This window comes from Pseudomonas sp. IT-P12 (assembly GCF_949767465.1).
Taxonomy (GTDB): domain Bacteria; phylum Pseudomonadota; class Gammaproteobacteria; order Pseudomonadales; family Pseudomonadaceae; genus Aquipseudomonas.
This window is the reverse complement of sequence record NZ_CATKPY010000022.1, coordinates 603,595-624,708: the sequence shown is the minus strand read 5'-3', so window position 1 is coordinate 624,708 and position 21,114 is coordinate 603,595. Positions and strand designations below refer to the sequence as shown.

Genomic DNA, 21,114 nt, shown 5'->3' with positions numbered 1-21,114 from the left:
TCGGCGTGCCGATCACTTCGGCACGCTGTGCCAGAGTATTTCCAGCTGCCGCCTGTCGAGGCTGTCATGGCCCTCGCACATCTGCTCGCGACAGGCGCTCAGCAGTTCCCTGGCCTGCGCCGTTTTTTCCTGTTCCAGCCACAGACGAGCGAGGTCCATCGAGGTTCTCAGTTCCCAGGATCGGGCGCCCTGCTGGCGGCTCAGTGTGATCGACTCCATGAGCATGTTCTCGGTCACGACGGGGTTGGCAGGCTCCAGGGTCCTGAGAATGTTCGCCTTGATGCGCAGCAGTTCGGGGAGCGCATAAGCGTCGCCACTCTGGCGGCAATGGTGGATGGTGCGCTCGGCCTGCCCAAGCGCTTTTTCGTGCTGGCCGTTCAACACCAGGCCTTCGATCAGTGACATTTCGAAGGAGGTGGTCAGCAGTTCGTAACGCATGCCCTGGAGGCGCGCCAGGCTTTCCTCGAGCAAGGCCACCGCGTTGCCTGGCTGCCCGGCGCGGATCGCAATGGCCCCTTGCACGCCCAGGGTTGCCGCGACATAGGGCGCCAGGGCATTCGCCTCGGCAATTTTGCTGAACGTGTCGAGACTCGCCGCGGCCTTGTCCAGATCGCCGGTCCAGATGTAGATGCACAGTGTCCAGACCAGGGCGATGCAATAGGTCACCGAGTGATCCAGTGCGGCAGCCTCGGCCTCGACCTGCTCGGCCCACTGCCGGGCCTGATCGGGAAAGCCCAGCAGCCAGAGCGTGCGCGCCAGCGCCAGGCCGGTGCGGTTACGATGGTCGAAACCGTAATGAACGGTGCTGCTGCGTTCGGACGGCAAGCTGTGGCGTAGGGATTTTTCCAGCTCCTGGCGAGCGAGACGCTGATTGCCGAGCAGGTGGTGGCAAATGCCGGCCAACGAGGCGGCCACGGCGATGGCCTCCGGCTTGCCGATCTCGTTGCCCACGTCCACGGCTTTCTCGGCCCAGGCCAGCGACGAGGGGAAGTCGCCAATGCGTTCGGAAAATATCTGCAGTCGCCCCAGCACCCGCAGTTGCGACCAGTGATCGCCAAGTGCCTGGGCAATGTCCAGCGCCCTCAGCAATGCTGTTTGCGCGGCTTCGCTGTTGCCACGGGTGAACATCAGCACCAACCCCAGGGCGGCCTGCAATTCCATTTCAGTCGGCGTGCCGAAGTAGCCCAGCTCCAGCAGCTCGGTTGCCCGGGAACACCAGGCCCGGCATTCGACCATCAATGAGAAATGCAGGAACAGGGGAGCACTGGCCGCGGCCAATGGCAGCGCGAGTCCCGGATCGCCCTGGGGGCCGAAACTCCATTCCAGCGCACTCCTGATATTGCCGAGCTGGCTGGCGAGGCGCGAACAGCGCTCATAAATCTCCCTGGGCGTCGTGCCCAGATGATCGAGCAGCCCGGTGAAATAAGCGGCGTGCCGGAAGGCCAGGGCATGCGCCTCGGCCTCCCCGCGTTCGGCGAGTTTTTCCCGGGCATAGGCTCGAGTCATCTCCAGCAGGCGATAGGTCGCCATGGCGTCGCTGTGATCGACGGCGACCAAACCCTTTGCCGCCAGTTCATCCAGCGCCGCTGCTGCGCTGACCGAGTCGATGTGTCCGTCAGCGAGAATCTGTGAGGCGGCTTCAAGCGAAAACGGCCCGACGAAAATCGCCAGCCGATCAAACACGAGATGCTCGCTGCCGCTCAGCAGGGCGTAGCTCCAGTCGAGCATCGCGCGCAGTGTCTGATGGCGCGGCAACGCCGTTCGCCGCCCTGACCAGCCCAGGGAAAACCGCTCTCCAAGCAGTGCGTGGGTGGCTTGCACCCCGTGCGTGGCGACACGCATGGCCGCCAGTTCGATTGGCAGCGCCATGCCCTCGAGACGTCGACACATGTCGGCAACCCGCTGCGCATCGCCGGGCTCCAGCAGCAGTGACGCATTGCCCGACGAGGCGCGTTCGACGAACAGCTTCACCGCCGGAAACGCCAGCAACTCGTCGGCGGCCAGCGTCTGTGACTCACCGGGAAAGCCCAGCGGACTGAGCCAATGCACATGTTCGCCCAAGGCACGCAGGGGTTCGCGGCTGGTGGCCAGCAGCGCGACGTCGGGCGCCGCCTCCCGGATCCGCTCGACGAGTGCCGAAACGGCATCGATGAGGTGCTCGCAGTTGTCGATGATCAATACCCGCTTGCGTTCCCGCAGATGCGCCAGCAGCACGTGCAGCGGATCTTCGGCCTGCACGGAAATACCCAGCGCAGCGGCCAGCGACGAAGTCACCAGGGTGGCGTCTTCGACCTGGGCGAGGTCGATGAAGCGCACGCGTTCATCGTGCCCGGCGCAGATCCGGTGGCCGACCTCGATCGCCAGGCTGGTCTTGCCGACCCCGCCAGGGCCGACGACGGTGAAGAGCTTGGGTTCCTGCAGCCGATCGACGAGCATTTGCGCGTCCTCGTCGCGACCGACCAGACGGGCACGCACCGGCAGGTCACCGACGCCACTGACCGGGCGCTTGCCTGGTTCCCGGAGCGGGAGGGCCGGGCGGGTGGCCAAGTCCGGATCGGACTGCAGGCGTTCGATAGGGGCGACGAAGGCGTAGCCGACGCCTACCTGCGTGGAGATGTAGCGCGCCCCGTCTTCTCCATCGCCGAGGATCTTGCGCAAGCCGGTCATGTGAAAACGCAGGCTGCCTTCGGAAACCACGATGTTGGGCCAGACCTGTTTGATCAGCTCGTGCTTGGACAGCACTCGACCGGGGCGCTCGAGCAGCGCGATCAGCAAGTCCAGGGCCCGCCCGCCAATGTCCACCGCGCTGCCGCTTTTGGTGAGCAGGCGCTTGCCCGGTGTGACGCAGAAGGGCCCGAAGGCGAGTTGCAGGTTCAGGGATTCATGCAAATCGTCTGGGACGGACTCCACAAGGAACGCTCTCTGAAAGGGTCTGTGTTTTCGCTGCAAAAGAAGGTGCGCGCAAGTCTGCATGATAGGTGTTTTGATTCAACGTTCAAGTGCTCCAATACCGTCAGGCGGGCGTGACGGATCGGAGCATGGCGCGGGCGAGGGGCGCGGCGGGAGATCAGGCGAGGGCGAGGGCGATGTCGACGTCGATGTTGCTGCGGGTGGCTTTGGAATAAGGGCAGTTCTGGTGGGCCGCGTCGATAAGCTGTCGGGCGATATCCGGTGCTATGTCAGGCAGTGAGACGGCCAGGCGTGCTTGCAGGAAAAACCCCTGTTCACCGTGCACCAGATCAATCTGTGCATCGACGGCGGCGTTTGCCGGAAAGCCTATTTTTCGAGCGTTGCAAGCGTGACGCAAGGACCCCAGGAAACAGGCCGACCAGCCAACCGCCAACAGCTGTTCCGGATTCGTGCCCTCGCCAGGTGCCCCGGGCGCGGACAGCTTGAGGTCCAGTCGACCGTCCTGGCTGCGTCCCCTCCCTTCACGGCCCCCGGTCGTATGGGTGTGGCCGGTGTAGAGGACCTTTTCGATGCGGATCATGGACATTTCCTGGCAGGCGCGGATGGCATTCGGGGGGGCTTCAAATGGCCCGCGGGGCTGGATGACGTTCGAGTGAAGGTGGGCTGGCCAGAGGCGGGGTGGCTTGTTCGCCACGCTGGCTGCGCAAGTGCTCAAGCAGGGTGTCGCGGGCGTTTTCAATCAGCCACGCGCGAAAGGGCTTGTTCGAATCGTAGTCGGCACGGCGTCGATGCAGCGCCATGAACGCTTGTTGAACCAGGGGCTCGACACTGTCGTGCCCGACCCGGGCGGCCTGAACCTGCCCCTCGAAAAACGCCTGCAACAAGGGCGTCACCGTGGCGATCAGTTGCAGGGATGCCGGCGTGTCATTTTCGAAGACATCGGCCATCCATGCACACAGTTCGTCATTTCCCGGGCGGTGGACTCCGTCCAGGCAGCTGCCGCAATAGTGTTTGGCCATGTTCGGATCCCTCTTGAGCCATCGGTTCAACTGGTCATGGTCAACGGCAGGAAGCCGCAGTGGCCATGCGTGCAGTGGTCAGGCTCAAGAGTGATGCCTCAGTGCCGGGATCACCAGTTATGCGGTGTTAGCGCTTGTTAGCTGGCGCCGATCAGTGCAGTCGACGTTAGCGCGCAAGTTGCTCACGACTGAACGCATCCAGTTCCCGAATCAGGCTTTGTGCCGCCAGCATGACCAGTTGGCCGCCTTTTTCCGGCGTCGCCTGGGCCGGGTCCGAGCCCATCCGGCCATCGGGGAAGCGTGCGCGGAAATCGTGGGCTTCGCGGATCGGGCCGGAGTTGGCAATCTGCGGTGAGTACTGCGCCGACTTGATCGAGTCCGGGTAGGCCCACTGGGTGACGGCAATTTCGGAGGGGGTGGCATGGATGCCGTGGCCGGTCGGGAACTGTTGGTTGGCCAGTGCGGCAACGCCTTCGAGGTCCCACCAGTTACACAGCTTCAACGAGAACCCTGCCGGGCGGCGAGCGAAACTGGCTTCGGCATAAAGCTCCGAGAACGCGGCCTCGATCGAGGCGATGTTGCCGCCATGGCCGTTGAGGAAAAAGATTTTCTCGAAACCGTGGGCAACCAGCGAGCGCGTCCAGTCGCCAATGGCGGCGATGAAGGTCGAGGGGCGCAGGGTAATGGTCCCGGGGAAGCCGAGGTGGTGCTGGGCCATGCCGATATTGAAGGTCGGGGCGATGAGGATATCCGCCGATTTCTGGGCCTGGTGGGCGATGATCTCCGGGCACATCCAGTCGGTGCCCAGCAAACCGATCGGGCCGTGCTGCTCATTCGAGCCGATGGGAATGACGATGGTGCGCGAGCGTTCGAGAAATTGCTCGATCTCGGACCAGGTTGACAGAGGTAATAGCATTTTAGCCTCGCAAATCGATGGCTCCATTCGGAGCGTGGGACATTCTGGGGACGCGGCCATGTCGGGTCACAGGTCCGACTGCCCGCCCAACCATGACAGCACGGGGGGCGCAGGGAAGACATTACACGATGGTGTCGCTCCCAGTGGGAGCGAGCCTGCTCCGGGCGGCGTTCCGACGAGGGTCGTCAACGATGATGTGGGCTGTCGGATGCCCGTATCGGCCGTGCGTTTTTCGCGGGCAAGCTCGCTTCTACAGGGGCTGCCATTCCCATCCGTCGGTGCGCAGATGCAGGTAATGGGTGAGCTTCAAGCGTTCGAGGAAGTCACCATCGTGAGAGGCGATCATCAGCGTGCCCTGGAATTGCCCGAGCATGGCTTCCAGTGCGTCCAGCGAAGCCAGGTCCAGATGGTTGCCCGGCTCGTCCAGCAGCAACAATTGCGCCGGTTCGTCGGCGTACAGCATACAGGCCATGGCGGCCTTGAGGCGTTCGCCACCGCTGAGCAAGCCGCTGGGTTGTTGCAGTTTTGCAGCGTCCAGATCGAGGTGCGCCAGGCGAGTGCGCCATTCGCCTTCGCTGAGGCTGCGGTTGCTGTCGAGCACCTGTTCGAGCACCGGTCTGTGCGGGTCCAGGGTTGCGCACTGTTGATCCAGATAGGCGAAGGGCACCTGCACCGAACAGGCGCCCGACAGCGGTGGTAACAGACCGGCCAGTACTTTCAGCAAGGTGGATTTTCCAGTGCCGTTATCGCCGACCAGGCCGATACGCTGTCCGCCGCCAATCGTCAGCTTGATCGCACCAACGCCCGCGGGCCGGAAGGGCAGGCGTAGCGCATCGAGCCTGGCGACCTGACTTCGATGTACGGCGGGGTCCCGGGGCGAATGCAAACGAATGGCCGCGTCCCGCTCGACCTGTTGCGCCGCCTGGCGCACGCGCAGGTTCATCTGTTCGCGGGCGGCGGCCTCCTGGGCCCGGGATTTGCCCAGGCTGAGCTCGCTCTGCTCTTTGCGGCGGCCCAGCAGGATGGGCGCCTGATTGGCCTCGCGCGCGTTTCGGTTGCCCTGGGCCTGGCGACGCTCCAGTCGTTCGCGCTGCTGGGCAAGCTCGCGCTCGCCACGCTTGCGCTCGTGCTTGCACTGTTGCAATTGCCGCAGGGCGTTTTCACTTTCCTGCGCCTTGCACTGCCGATAAAAATCATAATTGCCGCCATAGCTCTGCAAGCCGAGTGTCGACAGTTCGACGATGCGCGACATCTTTCGCAGCAATGCCCGATCATGACTGATCACCAGCAACCCTTTGGGCCATTGGCTCAATTGCGCCATGAACGCCTGGCGACTGGCATGATCGAGGTGGTTGGTCGGTTCATCGAGAATCAGCAGGTCGGGGTCGGCGACCCACGCACCCACCAGCGCCACACGCATGGCTTCGCCGCCACTGAGATGACGGACGGGCTGTTCCAGCGAGAGATGGCCAAGGCCATGGGCCTGCAGCTCGGCTTGCAGGCGCCGGCGGATATCCCAGCGATCACCGACGATGTCGAAGTCCGCAGGCTCGACGCTGCCCGCTTCGATGCGTTGCAGTGCCTGCAGCACCGGTTCCACGCCCGTCAGGCCGGCGACGCTGAGGGCGGACGGATGATCGATTTGCTGCGCCAGGTAGTGGACAGAGCCTTCGCGCAAACATCGGCCGCTGGTGGGCTCGAGCTTACCGGCCAGCATCTGTGCCAGCAGGCTCTTGCCGACCCCGTTGCGGCCTACCAGGCCGGTGGCTTGCTGATCGAATTCAATGCAAAGGTCGGAGAAGACAGCCCGGCCATCGGGCAGGGAAAAGGCAACGCTGTCCAGCGTCAGGCAGTAATGGGGCATGGGTGTTCTCAATGGATGCCAATGATCATTTCCCCACGGTGTGGGAAAAAATGAAGACGGGACCGTCAAAAAGGACGGCGGCATCAATTGCGCATCGGACGAACACCTCAAGCGAAGCGGAAAGAACGGCGATTATGAAATCGGACAGGCCAATGGGGCAATCACCGATTGTCAGTATCGCCAGCCTGTTGCGCATTGACTGCCCTGACCTAAGCTTGGGACATGGCGAAACACAATTGCGGTGCGTCACCCGGAACGATCGCCGCGATGCGCAATCATTAGAGCGTGGATATCAAAAGGAGATGCGCATGCTCATCAGGTCACTGACCCTGACAACCCTGCTGGCCTTCACCGGTCCCCTGTTCGCCGCTGATGGTGATTCGCCATTGGATGTCTTCAAAGGCCTGGCCCGTCCGCTGATCGTCATCGCCCAAAGCACTGTGGACCCAACGTGGGTCAGCCTGAAGAAATCGCTGGAAGACCCGGCCAACAAGCAAGGGATCGCCGACCGCAATATCAAGGTGTACAGCGTGCTGAACATGTCCGGCCAGCTGGATGGCAAGGACATCGGCCAACAGGACACGATGGCCCTGATCCGTGCCCTGAAGCTGGGGGCAGGGCCGCTGCCCAAAGTGATTCTGGTGGGCAAGGACGGAGAGAAGAAACTCGAAAGCTCGGGCGAAGAATCAAGGGCGCTGGACCTGCAGAAAATCTTCGCCACCATCGACGCCATGCCCATGGCCGAGAAGGAAGCAGCGGCTGCCGCACCACCGGCACCTCCAGCCGCCGAGCCCGCCCCGGCCAAGGGCGTCAAGAATGCCAAACCCGCCAAGCCGGCGAAACCGGCCAAGCCACCCGAGCAGCCGGACGATTGAGCCGCAGCGCTACCGAGGTAGAGCCACCGACTTGTTGGTGATGGTGGCGTGACAGGCAGCGACCAGGTCGACTGTGATTGCCATCGCGAGCATTCTCACGGTGTCCGACTAGTGGCTCAACGCACCCAACACCGCATGAGCAATCCTGACGCGCTCCGCATTCGGATAATTGCGGTTGGCCAGGATCACGATGCCGATCCGTTTTCCCGGGACATACGCCACATACGCACCGAAGCCGCTGGTTGAGCCGGTCTTGTTGAACAATGCATCCGGGCGAGGCGCTTGCGCTGGCGTGAGCCATTGCACCGTGTTCGGCTCATAGGCCATCTGCGCCGAGTTGCCCGCCAGCAGGGTGTCGAGCCTGACCGGGTACGGGTAGAACTCCCAGCCCAGTCCCTGGGTCGTGTTGCCCACCTGGTAGTAACCGGTATGGGTGATGGCGATGGCTTGCTGCAAGGGTTTTTCCAGGCTCGCCGGCTGCAGGTTCGCCTGCACGTAGCGCAGCAGGTCCGACGCGCTGGTCTTCACCCCATAAGCCTCCGAATCCAGCGCTCCCGGGCCGACTCGCACCGGCTTGTCGTCCTTGTTGTAACCCTGGGCATAAAGTCCCATCTGATCCTGCGGCACCCTGAGGTAGGTGTGCTTCAACCCCAGCTTGGGCAGCAGGGTGTTTTCCATGGCGTCATCGAACGGCACACCCAGGCTTTGCGCGGCCAGGTAGCCGAACAGCCCCAGGCTCGGGTTGGAATACTGGCGATGGCTGCCGGGGGCATACAGCGGTTTCCACTGTTTGAAGTACGCCAGCATTGTCTGCGGCGAGTCGGCCTCGGCCGGGAATTGCAGCGGCAATCCACCGCCCGAGTAGGTGCCCAGTTGCAACACGCTGACAGTGTCGAATGCGCTGCCCTGCAAGGCTGGCCAGACCTGGCTGGCCTTGTCGGACAGGGACAGTTTGCCGCTGGCCTGGGCGTAGGCGGCGAGGGTGGCGGTGAAGGTCTTGCTCACAGAACCGATTTCGAACAGGGTGTCGGCAGTGACCGCCTGGCCGGTTTCCTTCGAAGCTACGCCGTAGTTAAAGTAATGTGCCTTGCCATTGACGGTGACCGCCACTGCCATGCCGGGAATGCTCTGCTGTTGCATGACGGGCAGCACGGCGCCGTTCACGACCGCTTCGATCTGTGAGTCCGCAGCCTTGCCGGCCATGCAGGAACCTGCGCCGAGGAAAAGTCCGAAAGCACTGTAGGATAAGGCCTTGCTGAGTTTGAAGTTATGCATGTGTGCGCCGCTGTCCATGTGATTGTTATCGGGTGTACCCGCCCACTCCGAGCGATTGTGGAATGGGCCTGCCGATGAGCGTGGCAAAATCTATTCACTTTGCCGAGTCGCGACAAACGACGTTATCTCGGCCTGGCCATTAGAAAAATTTGGGAGTCGGCATGATTCGCCCACAACTACCGCTTAACGCCCTGCGTGCTTTCGAGGCCTCGGCGCGACACCTGAGTTTCACCCGGGCGGCAGTGGAGTTGTGTGTCACCCAGGCGGCGGTGAGTCATCAGGTCAAGAGTCTGGAAGCCCAGCTCAAGGTGACGCTGTTCAAGCGCTTGCCACGCGGGCTGATGCTGACCAGCGAAGGCGAAACCCTGCTGCCGGTATTGCGCGATTCATTCGACCGTATCGCTCAAACCCTGGAGCGCTTCGAGGGCGGGCATTTTCGCGAAGTGTTGACGGTGGGCGCGGTGGGGACGTTCGCGGTGGGGTGGTTGCTGCCGCGACTGGCCGACTTCCAGGCGAAACATCCATTCATAGATCTGCGCCTGTCGACCAACAACAACCGGGTGGATGTTGCCGCCGAGGGCCTGGATTATGCCATCCGGTTTGGCGCGGGCGCGTGGCACGGCATTGAAGCAGTGCGCCTGATCGAAGCGCCGTTGTCGGTGTTGTGCGTGCCGCAGATTGCCCGGCAATTGCAGGCCCCCGACGATCTGTTGCAGCAGACGCTGCTGCGATCCTATCGCACGGACGAGTGGCCTGAGTGGTTTCAGGTCACTGGCCTGGCGCCCCATGTCGCATCGACGCGCAGCATCGTCTTCGACTCGTCGCTGGCGATGATGGAGGCGGCCCTGCAAGGCGCCGGCGTGGCGCTGGCGCCGCCCCTGATGTTTGCCCGACAACTGGCGTCGGGCGCCATCGAGCAGCCGTTCGCCATCGGCATCACCACCGGCAGCTACTGGCTGACTCGCTTGCAATCGCGTGCGGAAACGTCGGCGATGGCGGCATTCAAGGGGTGGTTGTTGCAGGCGGCCCACCCGCACTAGCGGACACCCCATGACCCTGTGGGAGCGCTGAATGCCTGTTGGATCACCGCACCAGACACGGCCGCTTGTTATCGAACGTCCAACCCGGAATCAGAAACTGCATCGCCACGCTGTCATTGCGCGCGCCCAGTCCCATGCCCTTGTACAGCTCGTGGGCCTTGGCCAGTTGGTCCATGTCCAGCTCGATACCCAGTCCCGGTTTCTTCGGCACCTGCACACAACCGTCGACGATCTGCAGCGGAGCCTTGGTCAGGCGCTGGCCGTCCTGCCAGATCCAGTGGGTGTCGATGGCGGTGATGTCACCCGGTGCCGCTGCCGCGACATGGGTGAACATCGCCAGGGAAATATCGAAGTGGTTGTTGGAGTGCGAGCCCCAGGTCAGGCCCCACTCGTGGCACATCTGCGCCACGCGCACCGAGCCCTGCATGGTCCAGAAATGCGGGTCGGCCAACGGGATGTCCACCGATTGCAACTGGATCGCATGACCCATTTCCCGCCAGTCGGTGGCGATCATGTTGGTCGCGGTTTTCAGGCCGGTGGCACGGCGGAACTCAGCCATGACTTCACGGCCCGAGTAACCGTTTTCCGCGCCGCAGGGGTCTTCGGCGTAGGCCAGGACGTGGTGTTGGTCGCGGCACAGACGAATCGCCTCCTTCAGCGACCACGCACCGTTCGGATCGAGGGTGATGCGCGCATCGGGGAAGCGTTCGGCCAGCGCGGTGACGGCCTGGATTTCCTCGTCGCCGCTGAGCACGCCACCCTTGAGCTTGAAGTCCTGGAAACCATAACGAGCGTGGGCGGCCTCGGCCAGGCGGACCACCGCCTCGGCGGTCATGGCTTTTTCATGACGCAGGCGGAACCAGTCATTGTCGGCGTCCGGTTCGCTGCGGTAGGCCAGGTCCGTCTGCTGGCGATCACCGACATAAAACAGATAACCAAGCATCTTCACCTCGTCGCGTTGCTGGCCTTCGCCGAGCAGGGCGGCAACCGGCACGTCGAGGTGCTGACCGAGCAAATCCAGGAGTGCCGCTTCCAGGCCCGTGACGGCGTGGATGGTGATGCGCAGGTCGAACGTCTGCAAGCCGCGCCCACCGGCGTCGCGGTCGGCGAAGGTCCGGCGCACTTGATTGAGAATCTTCTGCCAGGTGCCGATCGGGCTGCCGACCACCAGTGAGCGGGCATCTTCCAGGGTCTGGCGGATCTTCTCGCCGCCCGGCACTTCGCCGACCCCGGTGTGACCGGCGTTGTCCTTGAGGATCACGATGTTGCGGGTGAAAAAGGGCCCGTGGGCGCCGCTCAGGTTGAGCAGCATGCCGTCGTGGCCAGCCACTGGAACGACTTGCATGCTGGTGATGATCGGGGCTTTGGCGGTGTCATGTGCGGTCATGTTGTTATCCTTTTGAAAGCCATGTTCAGGCGTGTTGGGGCGCGGGTTTGTCCGATGCCGTCGGCGATGCGGCCTTGGGCGTGTTGCGGGCGGCGAACACGATGATCGCGGCGATGATCGAGGTTGCAGCCAGGCCGTACAGCCCGCCCTGGATCGAGCCGGTGTGTTGTTCCAGCAGACCGAAGGTGGTGGGGGCCACGAAGCCGCCGAGGTTGCCCACCGAGTTGATCAGCGCGATCACCCCCGCGGCGATACGCGCATCGAGGTAGGCCTGGGGAATCGGCCAGAACAGTGACGAGGCCGACTTGAACCCCAGCGCCGCGAAACAGATCGCCACGAACGCGAAGATCGGCCCGCCGGTGGTGGACATGAACATCCCCGCCGCCGCGATCAGCAGGGCCGCGGCCACCCAGGCTTGCTGGTGTTTCCATTTCGCCGACAGCGAAGCGAAGGCGTACATGCCGACGATCGACAACAGCCACGGGATCGAGTTGAACAACCCGACCTGAATGTCGCTGAGGTCGCCCATCTTCTTGATGATGCTCGGCAACCAGAACGTTGCGGCATAGATGGTCAGCTGAATGAAGAAATAGATCAGGCAGAACAGGATGATCTGACGATCCTTGAGCAGCGTGCCCAGGGACGGCTTGACGGGCGTCGCGGCTTCGCGGGCCAGTTGTTCGGCGTCGATGGCCTTGACCAGTGCGTCCTGTTCGGCGCGGTCGAGCCATTTGGCGTCGTGGGGTCTGGAGTCGAGCCAGAACCAGACGAATGCGCACAGGCCCACCGAGAACATGCCTTCAATGAAGTACATCCATTGCCAGCCATGCAGGCCGAGCCCGTCGATTTGCAGGAGCAACCCGGACAGTGGGCCGGAGATCAACGAGGCAATCGCCGAGCCACTGAGGAAAATCGCGATGGCCTTGCCGCGTTCGACGCCGGGCAACCAGCGGGTGAAGTAGTAGATGACCCCCGGGAAGAACCCGGCTTCAGCCACCCCGAGCAAAAATCGCAGAATATAGAAGTGGGTTTCGTTCTGGATGAACGCCATGCCGGCGGCGACCAGGCCCCAGGTCAGCATGATCCGGGTCAGCCAGACGCGGGCGCCGACTTTTTGCAGGAGGAGGTTGGAGGGGACTTCGAACAGCGCGTAACCGATGAAGAACAGGCCGGCACCCAAGCCGTAGGCGGCAGCGCCAATGCCCAGGTCGTGTTCCATGTGGGTACGGACGAAGCCGATGTTCACGCGGTCGATGTAGTTGACGATGAACATGATGACGAAGAGCGGCAGAACGTGGCGTTTCACTTTCGAGATGGCGGATTGCAGGGTCGGATCGAGACCGCCGTGCGTCCCGGTGAGGGGTGTTTTCACTTGATGTCTCCCACTGATTATTTTTATGCGGGGTGTTGCGTTGTTGAAAGACATCATACAACTGCATTTTTTTGTTTCGCAAGCGCTATTGCCCAGCATTATGGAGATTTAATCGGGATTTCGTGATTATTCGCTACCTGGTTATCCGTCGGATTTCACTGGTTTTACCGAAATTGTTGAGTGTTGTCATACAAGTTGGTGTGCGTTTGTTGAGGCTTCCGTCCATCCGCGGTGCTAGGATTCCGTCAACCGTGTTTTTGGATGATCCCCATGCAAGAAGACCTGGAAGCGCCTGCCCGCAAGCGCACCCACAACCTGGCCCATGACCTGGTCGGCAAACTGACCCAGAGCATCCTGCTCGGCCAGTTGCTGCCGGGGGACAAGTTGCCGTCGGAGAACAGCATCGTTGCCGAACATGGCGTCAGTCGCACGGTGGTGCGCGAGGCGATCTCGAAGTTGCAGGCGTCGGGGCTGGTAGAAACGCGGCACGGCATCGGCACCTTCGTTATCGAGCGCGCGCCGGAGCAGGGGTTGCGGCTCAACGTCGATACCGCGCTGGGTGTGCGCAGCATTCTGGAGTTGCGCCTGGGGCTCGAAACCCAGGCTGCCGCGCTGGCGGCGGTGCGCCGCACTGAACCGCAGCTGGCGCAGATGCGCCAGGCCCTGGACGACTATCAAAGCCTGCTCGCCAACAACGACAGTTGCGTCGAGGCCGACCGGCGCTTTCACTTGTTGATCGCCGAAGCCACCGGCAACGTCTGTTTCAGCGAAATCATGCAGCACCTGGGCAGTGCGATGATTCCCCGGACCCGAGTCAACGCTGCCGAACGCGGCGCCACGGATTTGAGCAAGCTGGGGCAGCTCGCCAACCTCGAGCACGAGGCGATTCTCAATGCCATCAAGCGCCAGGATGCGGATGCGGCACGGGCTGCCATGTGGCTGCACCTGACCAACAGTCGCGACCGGTTTCTTGCCGGTGGCGACTGAGCGGGGACCTGCCCGCTAGCGATCAGGCCATCTTGAAGCGATTGACCAGTCGTTGCTGGTACTCCGCCAGGCGTGCCAGCTCCTGGCTGGTAATGGCCGTCTGTTCGGCGCCGGCACTCACCTGGATCACCAGGTCGTTGATCTCGTTCACGTTGCGATTGATGTCTTCCGACACGGCGCTCTGCTCTTCGGCGGCGGATGCGATCTGAATGTTGCGGTCGTTGATGCGGGCGACACCGTCGGCAATCTCCACCAGCAATTCGCCCGCTCGTTCGACCTTGGTCGCCCCATCTTGGGCCTTGTCCAGGGTCTGTTGCATGGAGGTGACCGCATGGTCCGAACCGGCCTGCAGGTTGCTGATCATCTGCTGAATGCTGCCTGTGGATTCCTGGGTCTTCTGCGCCAGGGTGCGCACCTCGGAGGCGACCACCGCAAAACCACGCCCGAATTCCCCGGCCCGCGCCGCTTCGATCGCCGCGTTCAGCGCCAGCAGGTTGGTCTGTTCGGCGATGCCGCGAATCACGTCGAGTACAGAGGAGATCGCGTGGCTTTCATCCTTCAGGTTGCCGATGATCTGCGCGGTGTCCTCGGCCTGGCCTGACAACTGGCGAATCAGTCCGATGGTGCTTTCGATCTCCGCGCGTCCTTGCTCGGTACTGAGATTGACCTGTCGCGACATCTGCGCGGCATCGTTGGTGCTTTGCGCCACTTCGCGCACCGTCGCGCTCATTTCGTTGATTGCGGTGGCGACCTGTTCGGTGCCCTGGCGTTGCTGGCCAACACTTTGGCTGGTCTGGATCGTCACCGCCGACGATTCTTCCGCCGCAGTCGCCACTTGTGCCGTGGCATTGCCGATTTCCTGCACGACGCCCCTGATCTCTTCGGCCATGCGGTTGAGGTTGAGGGAGATCTGGCCGAACTCGTCCTTGCTCTCATAGGTGGCGCGCGCCGTGAGGTCGCGCTGTGCCAACCCGTCCAGTACCCGGTTGACGTCGCTGACCGCCCGGTTGATGGTGCGGATGATGATGAAGGAGAGCAGCGACACCACCAACAGCGCCACGACCACTGCGCCAAGCGTCAGCCACAGGGCGCGACTGGCCAGATCCCGTTCGTGCATCGCCAGGTTGCTGACACTTTGACCCAGGGCATCTTCGATCTGGCTCATCAAGTCAATGCGTTGGGTCGAGGTTTGAAACCACATCTCGGGTTTGATGTTCAGTGGCTGTCCCAATGGAATTTCGAAGGCCAGGCGTTGCAACTTGGCAACTTCGAGGGCAATCGGCGTTTGCATCTGTTCATCGAACTGTTTCAGCAAGGCGGGCGGAGCCTTGCGCCGGAACGCATCGGCATAAGCGGAGAACTCCCCCAGGTTACTGCTGAAACGCGACAACAGTGTTTCGTCGAAATGCCCCTGGTTGAAGACCAGACCGAGCAGTACCCGCTCGCGCCCGGCCCGTTCTTTCATTTCGATGAACTGATTGAGTGCGCTGAGTGCGTGAATGACCGTTGCGTTGTTGACGCTGGCTTCCAGGGAGTGGGTGTAACCAATCAGGGTGTTGACGATCCCGGTATAACGCGTGCCCGAGTCGACGCCGCTGATGCTCAATTGATCAACGTGTACGCGCGTGGCCGCGACCCCTTCCAATGCGCGAATGGCATCTGACAGTGGGATGTTCCCCTGGGCAGACAACCCGCGCACGGCCTCGATCGACACATCGGAGTCCTTGCGAAGTGAGGCCATCTGCTCGGCCATGGACTTACCGCCGCTGCCCAGAAACACACCGCTGGCACCCCGTTCGCGTTGCAGTGCGGTGATCAGTCGACTCAACTTCTGCGCGGTAGCGCTGGCCGTTACCGTCGTATTCATGTCGCGCAAGGTTTCATAGTTGCTTGTGACAAACAGACCGGATAACAGCAAAAAACCGAGCAGCGGAAGTGCCAGGATCAACAGCAGTTTCAAACGTAGCGGAGCATTCTTGAGCATTGCCCTTTACACCTCAGTCCATATTGAATTCATTGAGGCGCCAGGTTGTCGAACCGCTATTTTTATCTGCGCACATCCTGTGACCCATCTTACGTGAGTGGCTAAGTGCTATCACTGCAAAAGGCGTCGACTTTTGCGCCAATACACTGTCCCGGGGGGCTCATTTGCAGTTGTTTTGACCTGGGTCAACAAACGCGTTGTTTGCCAGCAAACAGTCCGGGTACGTTCGCGGTGGCCGCACGTTCAGGCATCGGTGATCACCGCTGGCTTGCGTTCCAGGTTCAGCGCCAGCACGCTGATCAGCACGACCAGCGCACCGCCGACGATCATCAGGGTCGGACGCTCGCCCAAGGCAACGGACGCCATCGCCATGGCGGTCGGGGGCACCAGGTACAGCGTCATCGTCGCCCGGCTCAGATCGACGTGTGCCAGCACGAATGCCCAGGCCAGGTAGGCGAGGGCACTGGGAAACACCCCCAATGCCAGGACGGCCAGTTGCACCTGGGGCGGGGCGTTGCTCACCTGGGTCGCCAGTCCCGGCAGATACACCAGCAGCAACACCGTCCCCGACCACACCGTGCAGCACACCAGCGTCAGCCCGTCGTAACGCCCGCCATGGTGCTTCTGCAGGGCAAAGTAAAGGCTCCAGGACAGCGCCGCCAGCAGGATCAACAGGCCGTGGCCATCGATACTGCCCAGACCTCGGTCGCCGGCCACCACCATCAATACGCCGGCCAGGCCGAGCAACACACAACCCCAGCGCCAGGCGCTGACACAGTCCTTGAAGACGAATCGCGCCAGCAGCGTGCTGAACAGGGGCGTGGATTGCGCCAGGACACTCGATGCGCCGGCACTGACACCCTGCTGGCCAACATTGATCGCCACGTGGTGCAGGCTAACGGCGAAAAATCCGAGTCCGAACAGCAGCGGCAGATCGCGAAGCCGGGGCAGGCTGATGCCCTTGATCGACGCAATCAGCGCCATGAGTGCCGACGCCACCAGAAACCGCAATAACGCCAGGTGCCCGGGGTCATAGGCTTGCAGGCCGATGTGAATGCCGCTGGGGGAGTAGCCCCAGCACGCCACGACAAACGCCATGGCCAGAATGATTTTGACGGGGTGCAGCGGGGTGGGGGGCAGCGTTTTCATGGTCGGGCACCGGCAGGCAGGTGCTGCGAGTATCGGAAGTCAGACCATTCGCCACAACTGACTTATACTGCGACGATAGTTCACTTTGGGTGATGTATGGAGCTGTCGCAGATTCGCATGTTCAAGACCGTTGCCGACGTCGGCAGCATTGCCCGTGCCGCCGAGTTGTTGCATTGCGTGCCCTCGAACATTACGGCGCGGATCAAGGCACTGGAGGCGGAGCTGGGCGTCGCGCTGTTTCTGCGCGAGGGCCGGGGGTTGCGCATCAGCCCCTCTGGGCAGACCTTCCTCGCCTACGCCTCGAAGATCCTCGCGCTCACCGCCGAGGCCAAACGCGCGGTCGATCCTGCGGCCGAACCCTCGGGTCCGCTGCGCATCGGTGCCATCGAATCGTCCGCCACCGGTCGCCTGCCTCGGCTGCTTGCCAGGTTCCACAAGCGTTACCCGGCGGTGGCGCTGGAGCTGACCACCGGCAGTTGGGGGCAATTGCTCGATGACACGGTCAGCCATCGGCTCGACGGTGCAATCGTCGCGGTGGATGTCGAGCGCTCGCACCTCAAACGCACACCCATGTACCGCGAGGAGTTGTTGTTGATCGCCTCGACCTCACTGGGGCCGGTGCGTGACATTGCCGATTTGCGCGACAAGACCGTGTTCATGTGGCCCCAGGGCTGCCCCTATCGTGCGGCGCTGGAGCACTGGCTGTTGCGACAGGGGCAGGCACTGCCCATCGTCAGCCTCGCCAGCTATGGCGCGATTGTCGGTTGCGTGAGCGCGGGGGCGGGGGTGGCCCTGGTGCCCCGGGGTGTGTTCGATCAATACGCCAGGGGCGCCGGTTGCGCGGGGTTCGAGTTCCCTGAACTGACGGCGATCGACAACCTGTTCTACTGGCACGAAAACGCCGGGGTGCACCCGGCGCGGGAAGCCTTCGTGGCCATGTTGCGGGAGGAATTCGTGTAACACCCCTGGCATGGCCACGGTGCGCCCGGACCGATCAGGCCTTGGCCAGATCGCGCATCAGCAGGCCGAAACGCAGGTCCACGGCATCCGGTATCGGCAGGTACACGGTGTGCCCGTCCCCCGGCGCGACGTCGATGGATTGGCCGTCCCTGTCCTGCAACTGATGCAAGTCGAAGTGGAAGTTGCCTTTGGGGGTCATCAGCTCCATGTGATCCCCCAGGGCAAAGCGGTTCTTGACCTTGACCTCCGCCAGCCGGTCTCGCCGCTCGCCGGTCAGTTCGCCCACGAACTGCTGACGTTCCGACACCGAACTGCCGTTCTGGTAGTTCTGGTACTCGTCATGCACATGCCGGCGCAGGAAACCTTCGGTGTAGCCGCGTTGGGCGAGGGATTCCAGATCGGTCATCAGGCTGCGGTCGAAGGCGCGGCCGGCCACGGCATCGTCGATGGCCTGCCGGTACACCTGGGTGGTGCGCGCGCAGTAGAAGTGTGATTTGGTCCGGCCTTCGATTTTCAGCGAGTGCACGCCCATCCGCGTCAGGCGTTCGACGTGCTGCACGGCGCGCAGATCCTTGGCGTTCATGATGTAGGTGCCGTGTTCGTCCTCGAACGCGGGCATCAGTTCGTCGGGGCGATTGGCTTCCTGCAACAGGAATACTTGGTCGGTCGGTGCCCCGATGCCCAGGGTCGGTTCGGGCTCGAAGGTCTGCACGATCTCGCCGAGCGTATTCTCCGTGGCCTGCTGCGCCGAGTACTTCCAGCGACAGGCGTTGGTGCAGGTACCCTGGTTGGCGTCGCGCCTGTTCATGTAGCCCGACAGCAGGCAGCGCCCGGAGTAGGCCATGCACAACGCGCCATGGACGAACACTTCGAGCTCCATGGCCGGCACTTGCTGGCGGATTTCATCGATTTCCTCCAGGGACAGCTCCCGGGACAGGATGATCCGGCTCACCCCTTGCAATTGCCAGAACTCGACGCTCGCCCAATTGACCGTGTTGGCCTGCACCGAGAGGTGAATCGGCATCTGTGGGAAGTGCCGGCGTACCAGCATGATCAGGCCAGGGTCGGACATGATCAGCGCGTCCGGCGCCATGGCGATCACCGGTTCCAGATCCTTGAGGAACGTCTTCAGCTTGGCGTTGTGCGGGGCGATGTTGACCACCACGTAGAAACGCTTGCCCTGGGCCTGCGCCTCGCGGATCCCGAGCGCGAGGTTGGCGTGATCGAATTCGTTGTTGCGTACCCGCAGGCTATAGCGCGGCTGGCCGGCGTAGACCGCATCGGCGCCATAGGCGAAGGCGTAACGCATGTTTTTCAGGGTGCCGGCGGGGGCGAGCAGTTCGGGTGTGGCCAGGGTCATGAGCGTGTCGATCGCAAAAGCCGGCGAGGGTAATCGTCTTGCCCGCGAGTTTCATTGATCTGGATCTATGCTTGATGAACAAACGGATGGCACTCGTGCGAACCGTGGCGGACTAAGCATCAGGGCGCAACAGGCGTGGCTTTGGACTGACATGGATCGAACATGAATGAACAGACGGTACACAACAAGTCGCTGGTGATTCTGCTCTGGCTGGTCACGGCGGCGTTTATCTGGATTTTGCTGCCGTTCTACGGCGCAGTATTCTGGGCGGTGATCCTCGGCATTCTCTTTGCGCCGATGCAGCGGCGGCTGCAATTGAAGCTGGGCTGGCAACGCAACCTGACGGCGGGACTGACCCTGGGCATTGCCCTGGTCATCGCCATTCTGCCGGTGATCGTTCTCAGTATCCTGCTGGTCCAAGAGGGCGCTGCGCTGTACAAGCGCATCGAAAGTGGCGAGCTGGACATCGCCGGTTATGTTTCGCATTTCAAGCACAGCCTGCCGAACTACTTCCAGCACCTGCTGGATCGTGCCGGTGTCGGTGAGCTGGAGGGGCTGCGCGAAAAGATCGTCAAGAGTGCGGTGAGTGGCAACGAGTTCATCGCCAACCAGGCCTTCAGCTTTGGCCAAGGCACGTTCGAATTCCTGGTGAGCTTTTTCATCATGCTCTACCTGCTGTTCTTCTTTTTGCGCGACGGTGCGGAGCTGGCGCGCAAAATGCGCACCGCAGTGCCGCTCGAAGAACACCAGAAACGCCGTTTGCAGCTCAAGTTCAACCGCGTGGTGCGGGCCACGGTCAAAGGCAACCTGCTGGTGGCCATCACCCAGGGCGCACTCGGCGGAATCATCTTCTGGTTTCTCGATATCCCGAGCTCGCTGCTCTGGGCCGTGCTGATGGCTTTTCTGTCGTTGCTGCCGGCGGTCGGCGCGGGAATTGTCTGGGCACCGGTCGCAGCGTTTTTCCTGCTCAGCGGGGCGATCTGGCAGGGGGTGGTGCTGGGGTTGTTCGGCGTGTTCGTGATCGGCCTGGTGGACAACGTGCTGCGACCGATACTGGTCGGCAAGGACACCAAGATGCCCGACTACCTGATTCTCATCTCGACCTTGGGCGGCCTGGCGATTTTCGGGCTCAACGGCTTTGTCATCGGGCCCTTGATCGCGGCGCTGTTCATGTCGAGCTGGGCGATCTTCATCGAAACCAAACCGCGGGTGCAGTTGCCTTAGGCGCTGAATCGCTCGGTGTCGAGGCGTTGCGACAGGGCCTTGGCGGCATTGAGCGAAGTGAGCGGACCGCTGATCGGTTCGCCGTCCTGCATCAGGTACCAGCAGGCGAGCAATCCCAGCTCTCTGAGCGATGCGGGAACCGCGCTACCGATAACGGACATGATCTGAACCTGGGACATAAGTACCTCCATCAATCTATGGAGCTACCTTAAGGGGCTGGCGCTTGAACGAGAAATCAACGCTTTCAATAGTCGTCATTGACGCAAGCATGCCCAAGTGACCGTCTGTCGGTCAGTCGACCACCAGGTCCAGCAAATGAACCACTTCCTGCTCGTTGAGCAGCCCTTTGCGCACCAGGTTTTCCGCCATCAGCGAAAGAAACTTGGCGCTGCGGTGACCCTCGAGGTGCTTGAGTTCGGTCAGGGCGCTGTACACCTTGCCGGAAGTGCACAAGCTGATATCGCGATGCGGATTTTGCGTGGGCATGAGCTCGTCCTTGTTGTAATCAAGCTGTTATTGACGGACAGGTCCCAGCGTGCGGGCCTGACATGACAAAAATATGACCGCTTCCGCAGGGAAGGGGGCGAGTCAATCTTGCCTGCTTGCGCAACCCGTGCTGTCCCGAGAGCGACCTCTAATAGAGAAATTCAGACCTTTGCGACGAATGGCTGGGGGACATGAGCCCTATGTGCGACTGGGCCCGCCGGCTCGCGAGCGTCACCCGCACAACGCAGGTATTCAGACCTTCGGCGAGACAGTCTCGCATCCACAAAAGAAAGCCCCGCCATAGGG

Annotated in this window: 18 protein-coding genes; 5 read left to right on the top strand and 13 right to left on the bottom strand. The window is 62.2% G+C overall.

Going from position 1 to position 21,114, the window contains the following annotated elements:
• Window positions 1–12: 12 nt before the first annotated feature.
• From ACM6IM_RS17660 to ACM6IM_RS17640, 5 genes are all read right to left on the bottom strand, one after another.
• On the bottom strand, window positions 13–2,910 hold the full coding sequence (locus ACM6IM_RS17660; RefSeq protein WP_414865840.1) for an ATP-binding protein: 2,898 nt from the start codon (window positions 2,908–2,910) through the stop codon (window positions 13–15).
• Between the two features lie 157 nt (window positions 2,911–3,067).
• A complete protein-coding gene (locus ACM6IM_RS17655) occupies window positions 3,068–3,490 on the bottom strand; it encodes an organic hydroperoxide resistance protein (RefSeq protein WP_201190923.1) in 423 nt (140 codons plus the stop codon).
• Window positions 3,491–3,530: 40 nt separating this feature from the next.
• Window positions 3,531–3,929 (bottom strand): sigma factor, encoded by a 399-nt coding sequence (locus ACM6IM_RS17650; RefSeq protein ID WP_414865839.1) that lies wholly within the window; start codon window positions 3,927–3,929, stop codon window positions 3,531–3,533.
• A gap of 166 nt (window positions 3,930–4,095) precedes the next feature.
• Window positions 4,096–4,845 (bottom strand): creatininase family protein, encoded by a 750-nt coding sequence (locus ACM6IM_RS17645; protein ID WP_201190919.1) that lies wholly within the window; start codon window positions 4,843–4,845, stop codon window positions 4,096–4,098.
• A gap of 250 nt (window positions 4,846–5,095) precedes the next feature.
• Complete coding sequence (locus ACM6IM_RS17640) at window positions 5,096–6,709, bottom strand: ABC-F family ATP-binding cassette domain-containing protein (protein WP_414865838.1); 1,614 nt, start codon at window positions 6,707–6,709, stop codon at window positions 5,096–5,098.
• A 308-nt stretch (window positions 6,710–7,017) separates the two neighbouring features.
• On the opposite strand from ACM6IM_RS17640, the gene ACM6IM_RS17635 reads away from it, so the two are divergent.
• Window positions 7,018–7,584, top strand: a complete 567-nt coding sequence (locus ACM6IM_RS17635; protein WP_414865837.1) for a DUF4174 domain-containing protein — start codon at window positions 7,018–7,020, stop codon at window positions 7,582–7,584.
• A 108-nt stretch (window positions 7,585–7,692) separates the two neighbouring features.
• On the opposite strand, the gene ampC is transcribed toward ACM6IM_RS17635, so the two are convergent.
• Window positions 7,693–8,787: a class C beta-lactamase gene (gene ampC, locus ACM6IM_RS17630; RefSeq protein WP_414865921.1), complete on the bottom strand. Its 1,095-nt coding sequence runs from the start codon at window positions 8,785–8,787 to the stop codon at window positions 7,693–7,695.
• 233 nt (window positions 8,788–9,020) lie between these two features.
• Between ampC and ACM6IM_RS17625 the strand changes: the two genes are divergently transcribed.
• Window positions 9,021–9,899 carry a LysR family transcriptional regulator gene (locus ACM6IM_RS17625; protein ID WP_414865836.1) on the top strand — a complete coding sequence of 293 codons (879 nt, stop codon included), beginning with the start codon at window positions 9,021–9,023 and terminating at the stop codon, window positions 9,897–9,899.
• Window positions 9,900–9,942: 43 nt separating this feature from the next.
• Here ACM6IM_RS17625 and gudD read toward each other — a convergent pair whose 3' ends face one another.
• Both gudD and ACM6IM_RS17615 read right to left on the bottom strand, forming a co-directional pair.
• Complete coding sequence (gene gudD / locus ACM6IM_RS17620) at window positions 9,943–11,286, bottom strand: glucarate dehydratase (RefSeq protein WP_414865835.1); 1,344 nt, start codon at window positions 11,284–11,286, stop codon at window positions 9,943–9,945.
• A gap of 25 nt (window positions 11,287–11,311) precedes the next feature.
• Entirely contained in the window at window positions 11,312–12,715 is a 1,404-nt protein-coding gene (locus ACM6IM_RS17615) for an MFS transporter (protein ID WP_242525444.1), read from the bottom strand.
• A 213-nt stretch (window positions 12,716–12,928) separates the two neighbouring features.
• Here ACM6IM_RS17615 and ACM6IM_RS17610 point away from each other — a divergent pair, with 213 nt between their 5' ends.
• Complete coding sequence (locus ACM6IM_RS17610) at window positions 12,929–13,645, top strand: FadR/GntR family transcriptional regulator (RefSeq protein WP_192304575.1); 717 nt, start codon at window positions 12,929–12,931, stop codon at window positions 13,643–13,645.
• 22 nt (window positions 13,646–13,667) lie between these two features.
• Here the strand turns inward: ACM6IM_RS17610 and ACM6IM_RS17605 are convergent, their stop codons facing one another.
• Both ACM6IM_RS17605 and ACM6IM_RS17600 read right to left on the bottom strand, forming a co-directional pair.
• Window positions 13,668–15,512 carry a methyl-accepting chemotaxis protein gene (locus ACM6IM_RS17605; protein ID WP_414865920.1) on the bottom strand — a complete coding sequence of 615 codons (1,845 nt, stop codon included), beginning with the start codon at window positions 15,510–15,512 and terminating at the stop codon, window positions 13,668–13,670.
• A gap of 360 nt (window positions 15,513–15,872) precedes the next feature.
• Complete coding sequence (locus ACM6IM_RS17600) at window positions 15,873–16,778, bottom strand: DMT family transporter (protein WP_201190908.1); 906 nt, start codon at window positions 16,776–16,778, stop codon at window positions 15,873–15,875.
• A 96-nt stretch (window positions 16,779–16,874) separates the two neighbouring features.
• Between ACM6IM_RS17600 and ACM6IM_RS17595 the strand changes: the two genes are divergently transcribed.
• On the top strand, window positions 16,875–17,738 hold the full coding sequence (locus ACM6IM_RS17595; protein WP_192304569.1) for a LysR family transcriptional regulator: 864 nt from the start codon (window positions 16,875–16,877) through the stop codon (window positions 17,736–17,738).
• A gap of 34 nt (window positions 17,739–17,772) precedes the next feature.
• Here the strand turns inward: ACM6IM_RS17595 and yegQ are convergent, their stop codons facing one another.
• The gene (gene yegQ, locus ACM6IM_RS17590; protein WP_192304567.1) at window positions 17,773–19,098 is read right to left on the bottom strand and encodes a tRNA 5-hydroxyuridine modification protein YegQ; all 1,326 of its coding nucleotides are present in this window, start codon (window positions 19,096–19,098) and stop codon (window positions 17,773–17,775) included.
• 162 nt (window positions 19,099–19,260) lie between these two features.
• Here yegQ and ACM6IM_RS17585 point away from each other — a divergent pair, with 162 nt between their 5' ends.
• Entirely contained in the window at window positions 19,261–20,322 is a 1,062-nt protein-coding gene (locus ACM6IM_RS17585; RefSeq protein ID WP_192304565.1) for an AI-2E family transporter, read from the top strand.
• On the opposite strand, the gene ACM6IM_RS17580 is transcribed toward ACM6IM_RS17585, so the two are convergent.
• Entirely contained in the window at window positions 20,319–20,501 is a 183-nt protein-coding gene (locus tag ACM6IM_RS17580) for a hypothetical protein (RefSeq protein ID WP_192304563.1), read from the bottom strand. The two genes, ACM6IM_RS17585 and ACM6IM_RS17580, sit on opposite strands and share 4 nt — an antisense overlap.
• Window positions 20,502–20,613: 112 nt before the next feature.
• Window positions 20,614–20,808, bottom strand: a complete 195-nt coding sequence (locus ACM6IM_RS17575; RefSeq protein WP_192304561.1) for a hypothetical protein — start codon at window positions 20,806–20,808, stop codon at window positions 20,614–20,616.
• Window positions 20,809–21,114: the final 306 nt, after the last annotated feature.

Bases quoted from the DNA above. Each gene is read 5' to 3' on its own strand.
- ACM6IM_RS17655 (WP_201190923.1), bottom strand. From the start codon at position 3,490: ATGATCCGCATCGAAAAGGTCCTCTACACCGGCCACACCCATACGACC.
- ACM6IM_RS17650 (WP_414865839.1), bottom strand. From the start codon at position 3,929: ATGGCCAAACACTATTGCGGCAGCTGCCTGGACGGAGTCCACCGCCCG.
- ACM6IM_RS17645 (WP_201190919.1), bottom strand. From the start codon at position 4,845: ATGCTATTACCTCTGTCAACCTGGTCCGAGATCGAGCAATTTCTCGAA.
- ACM6IM_RS17640 (WP_414865838.1), bottom strand. From the start codon at position 6,709: ATGCCCCATTACTGCCTGACGCTGGACAGCGTTGCCTTTTCCCTGCCC.
- ACM6IM_RS17635 (WP_414865837.1), top strand. From the start codon at position 7,018: ATGCTCATCAGGTCACTGACCCTGACAACCCTGCTGGCCTTCACCGGT.
- ampC (WP_414865921.1), bottom strand. From the start codon at position 8,787: ATGGCCGGCAAGGCTGCGGACTCACAGATCGAAGCGGTCGTGAACGGC.
- ACM6IM_RS17625 (WP_414865836.1), top strand. From the start codon at position 9,021: ATGATTCGCCCACAACTACCGCTTAACGCCCTGCGTGCTTTCGAGGCC.
- gudD (WP_414865835.1), bottom strand. From the start codon at position 11,286: ATGACCGCACATGACACCGCCAAAGCCCCGATCATCACCAGCATGCAA.
- ACM6IM_RS17615 (WP_242525444.1), bottom strand. From the start codon at position 12,715: ATGATGTCTTTCAACAACGCAACACCCCGCATAAAAATAATCAGTGGG.
- ACM6IM_RS17610 (WP_192304575.1), top strand. From the start codon at position 12,929: ATGCAAGAAGACCTGGAAGCGCCTGCCCGCAAGCGCACCCACAACCTG.
- ACM6IM_RS17605 (WP_414865920.1), bottom strand. From the start codon at position 15,512: ATGAATACGACGGTAACGGCCAGCGCTACCGCGCAGAAGTTGAGTCGA.
- ACM6IM_RS17600 (WP_201190908.1), bottom strand. From the start codon at position 16,778: ATGAAAACGCTGCCCCCCACCCCGCTGCACCCCGTCAAAATCATTCTG.
- ACM6IM_RS17595 (WP_192304569.1), top strand. From the start codon at position 16,875: ATGGAGCTGTCGCAGATTCGCATGTTCAAGACCGTTGCCGACGTCGGC.
- yegQ (WP_192304567.1), bottom strand. From the start codon at position 19,098: ATGACCCTGGCCACACCCGAACTGCTCGCCCCCGCCGGCACCCTGAAA.
- ACM6IM_RS17585 (WP_192304565.1), top strand. From the start codon at position 19,261: ATGAATGAACAGACGGTACACAACAAGTCGCTGGTGATTCTGCTCTGG.
- ACM6IM_RS17580 (WP_192304563.1), bottom strand. From the start codon at position 20,501: ATGTCCCAGGTTCAGATCATGTCCGTTATCGGTAGCGCGGTTCCCGCA.
- ACM6IM_RS17575 (WP_192304561.1), bottom strand. From the start codon at position 20,808: ATGCCCACGCAAAATCCGCATCGCGATATCAGCTTGTGCACTTCCGGC.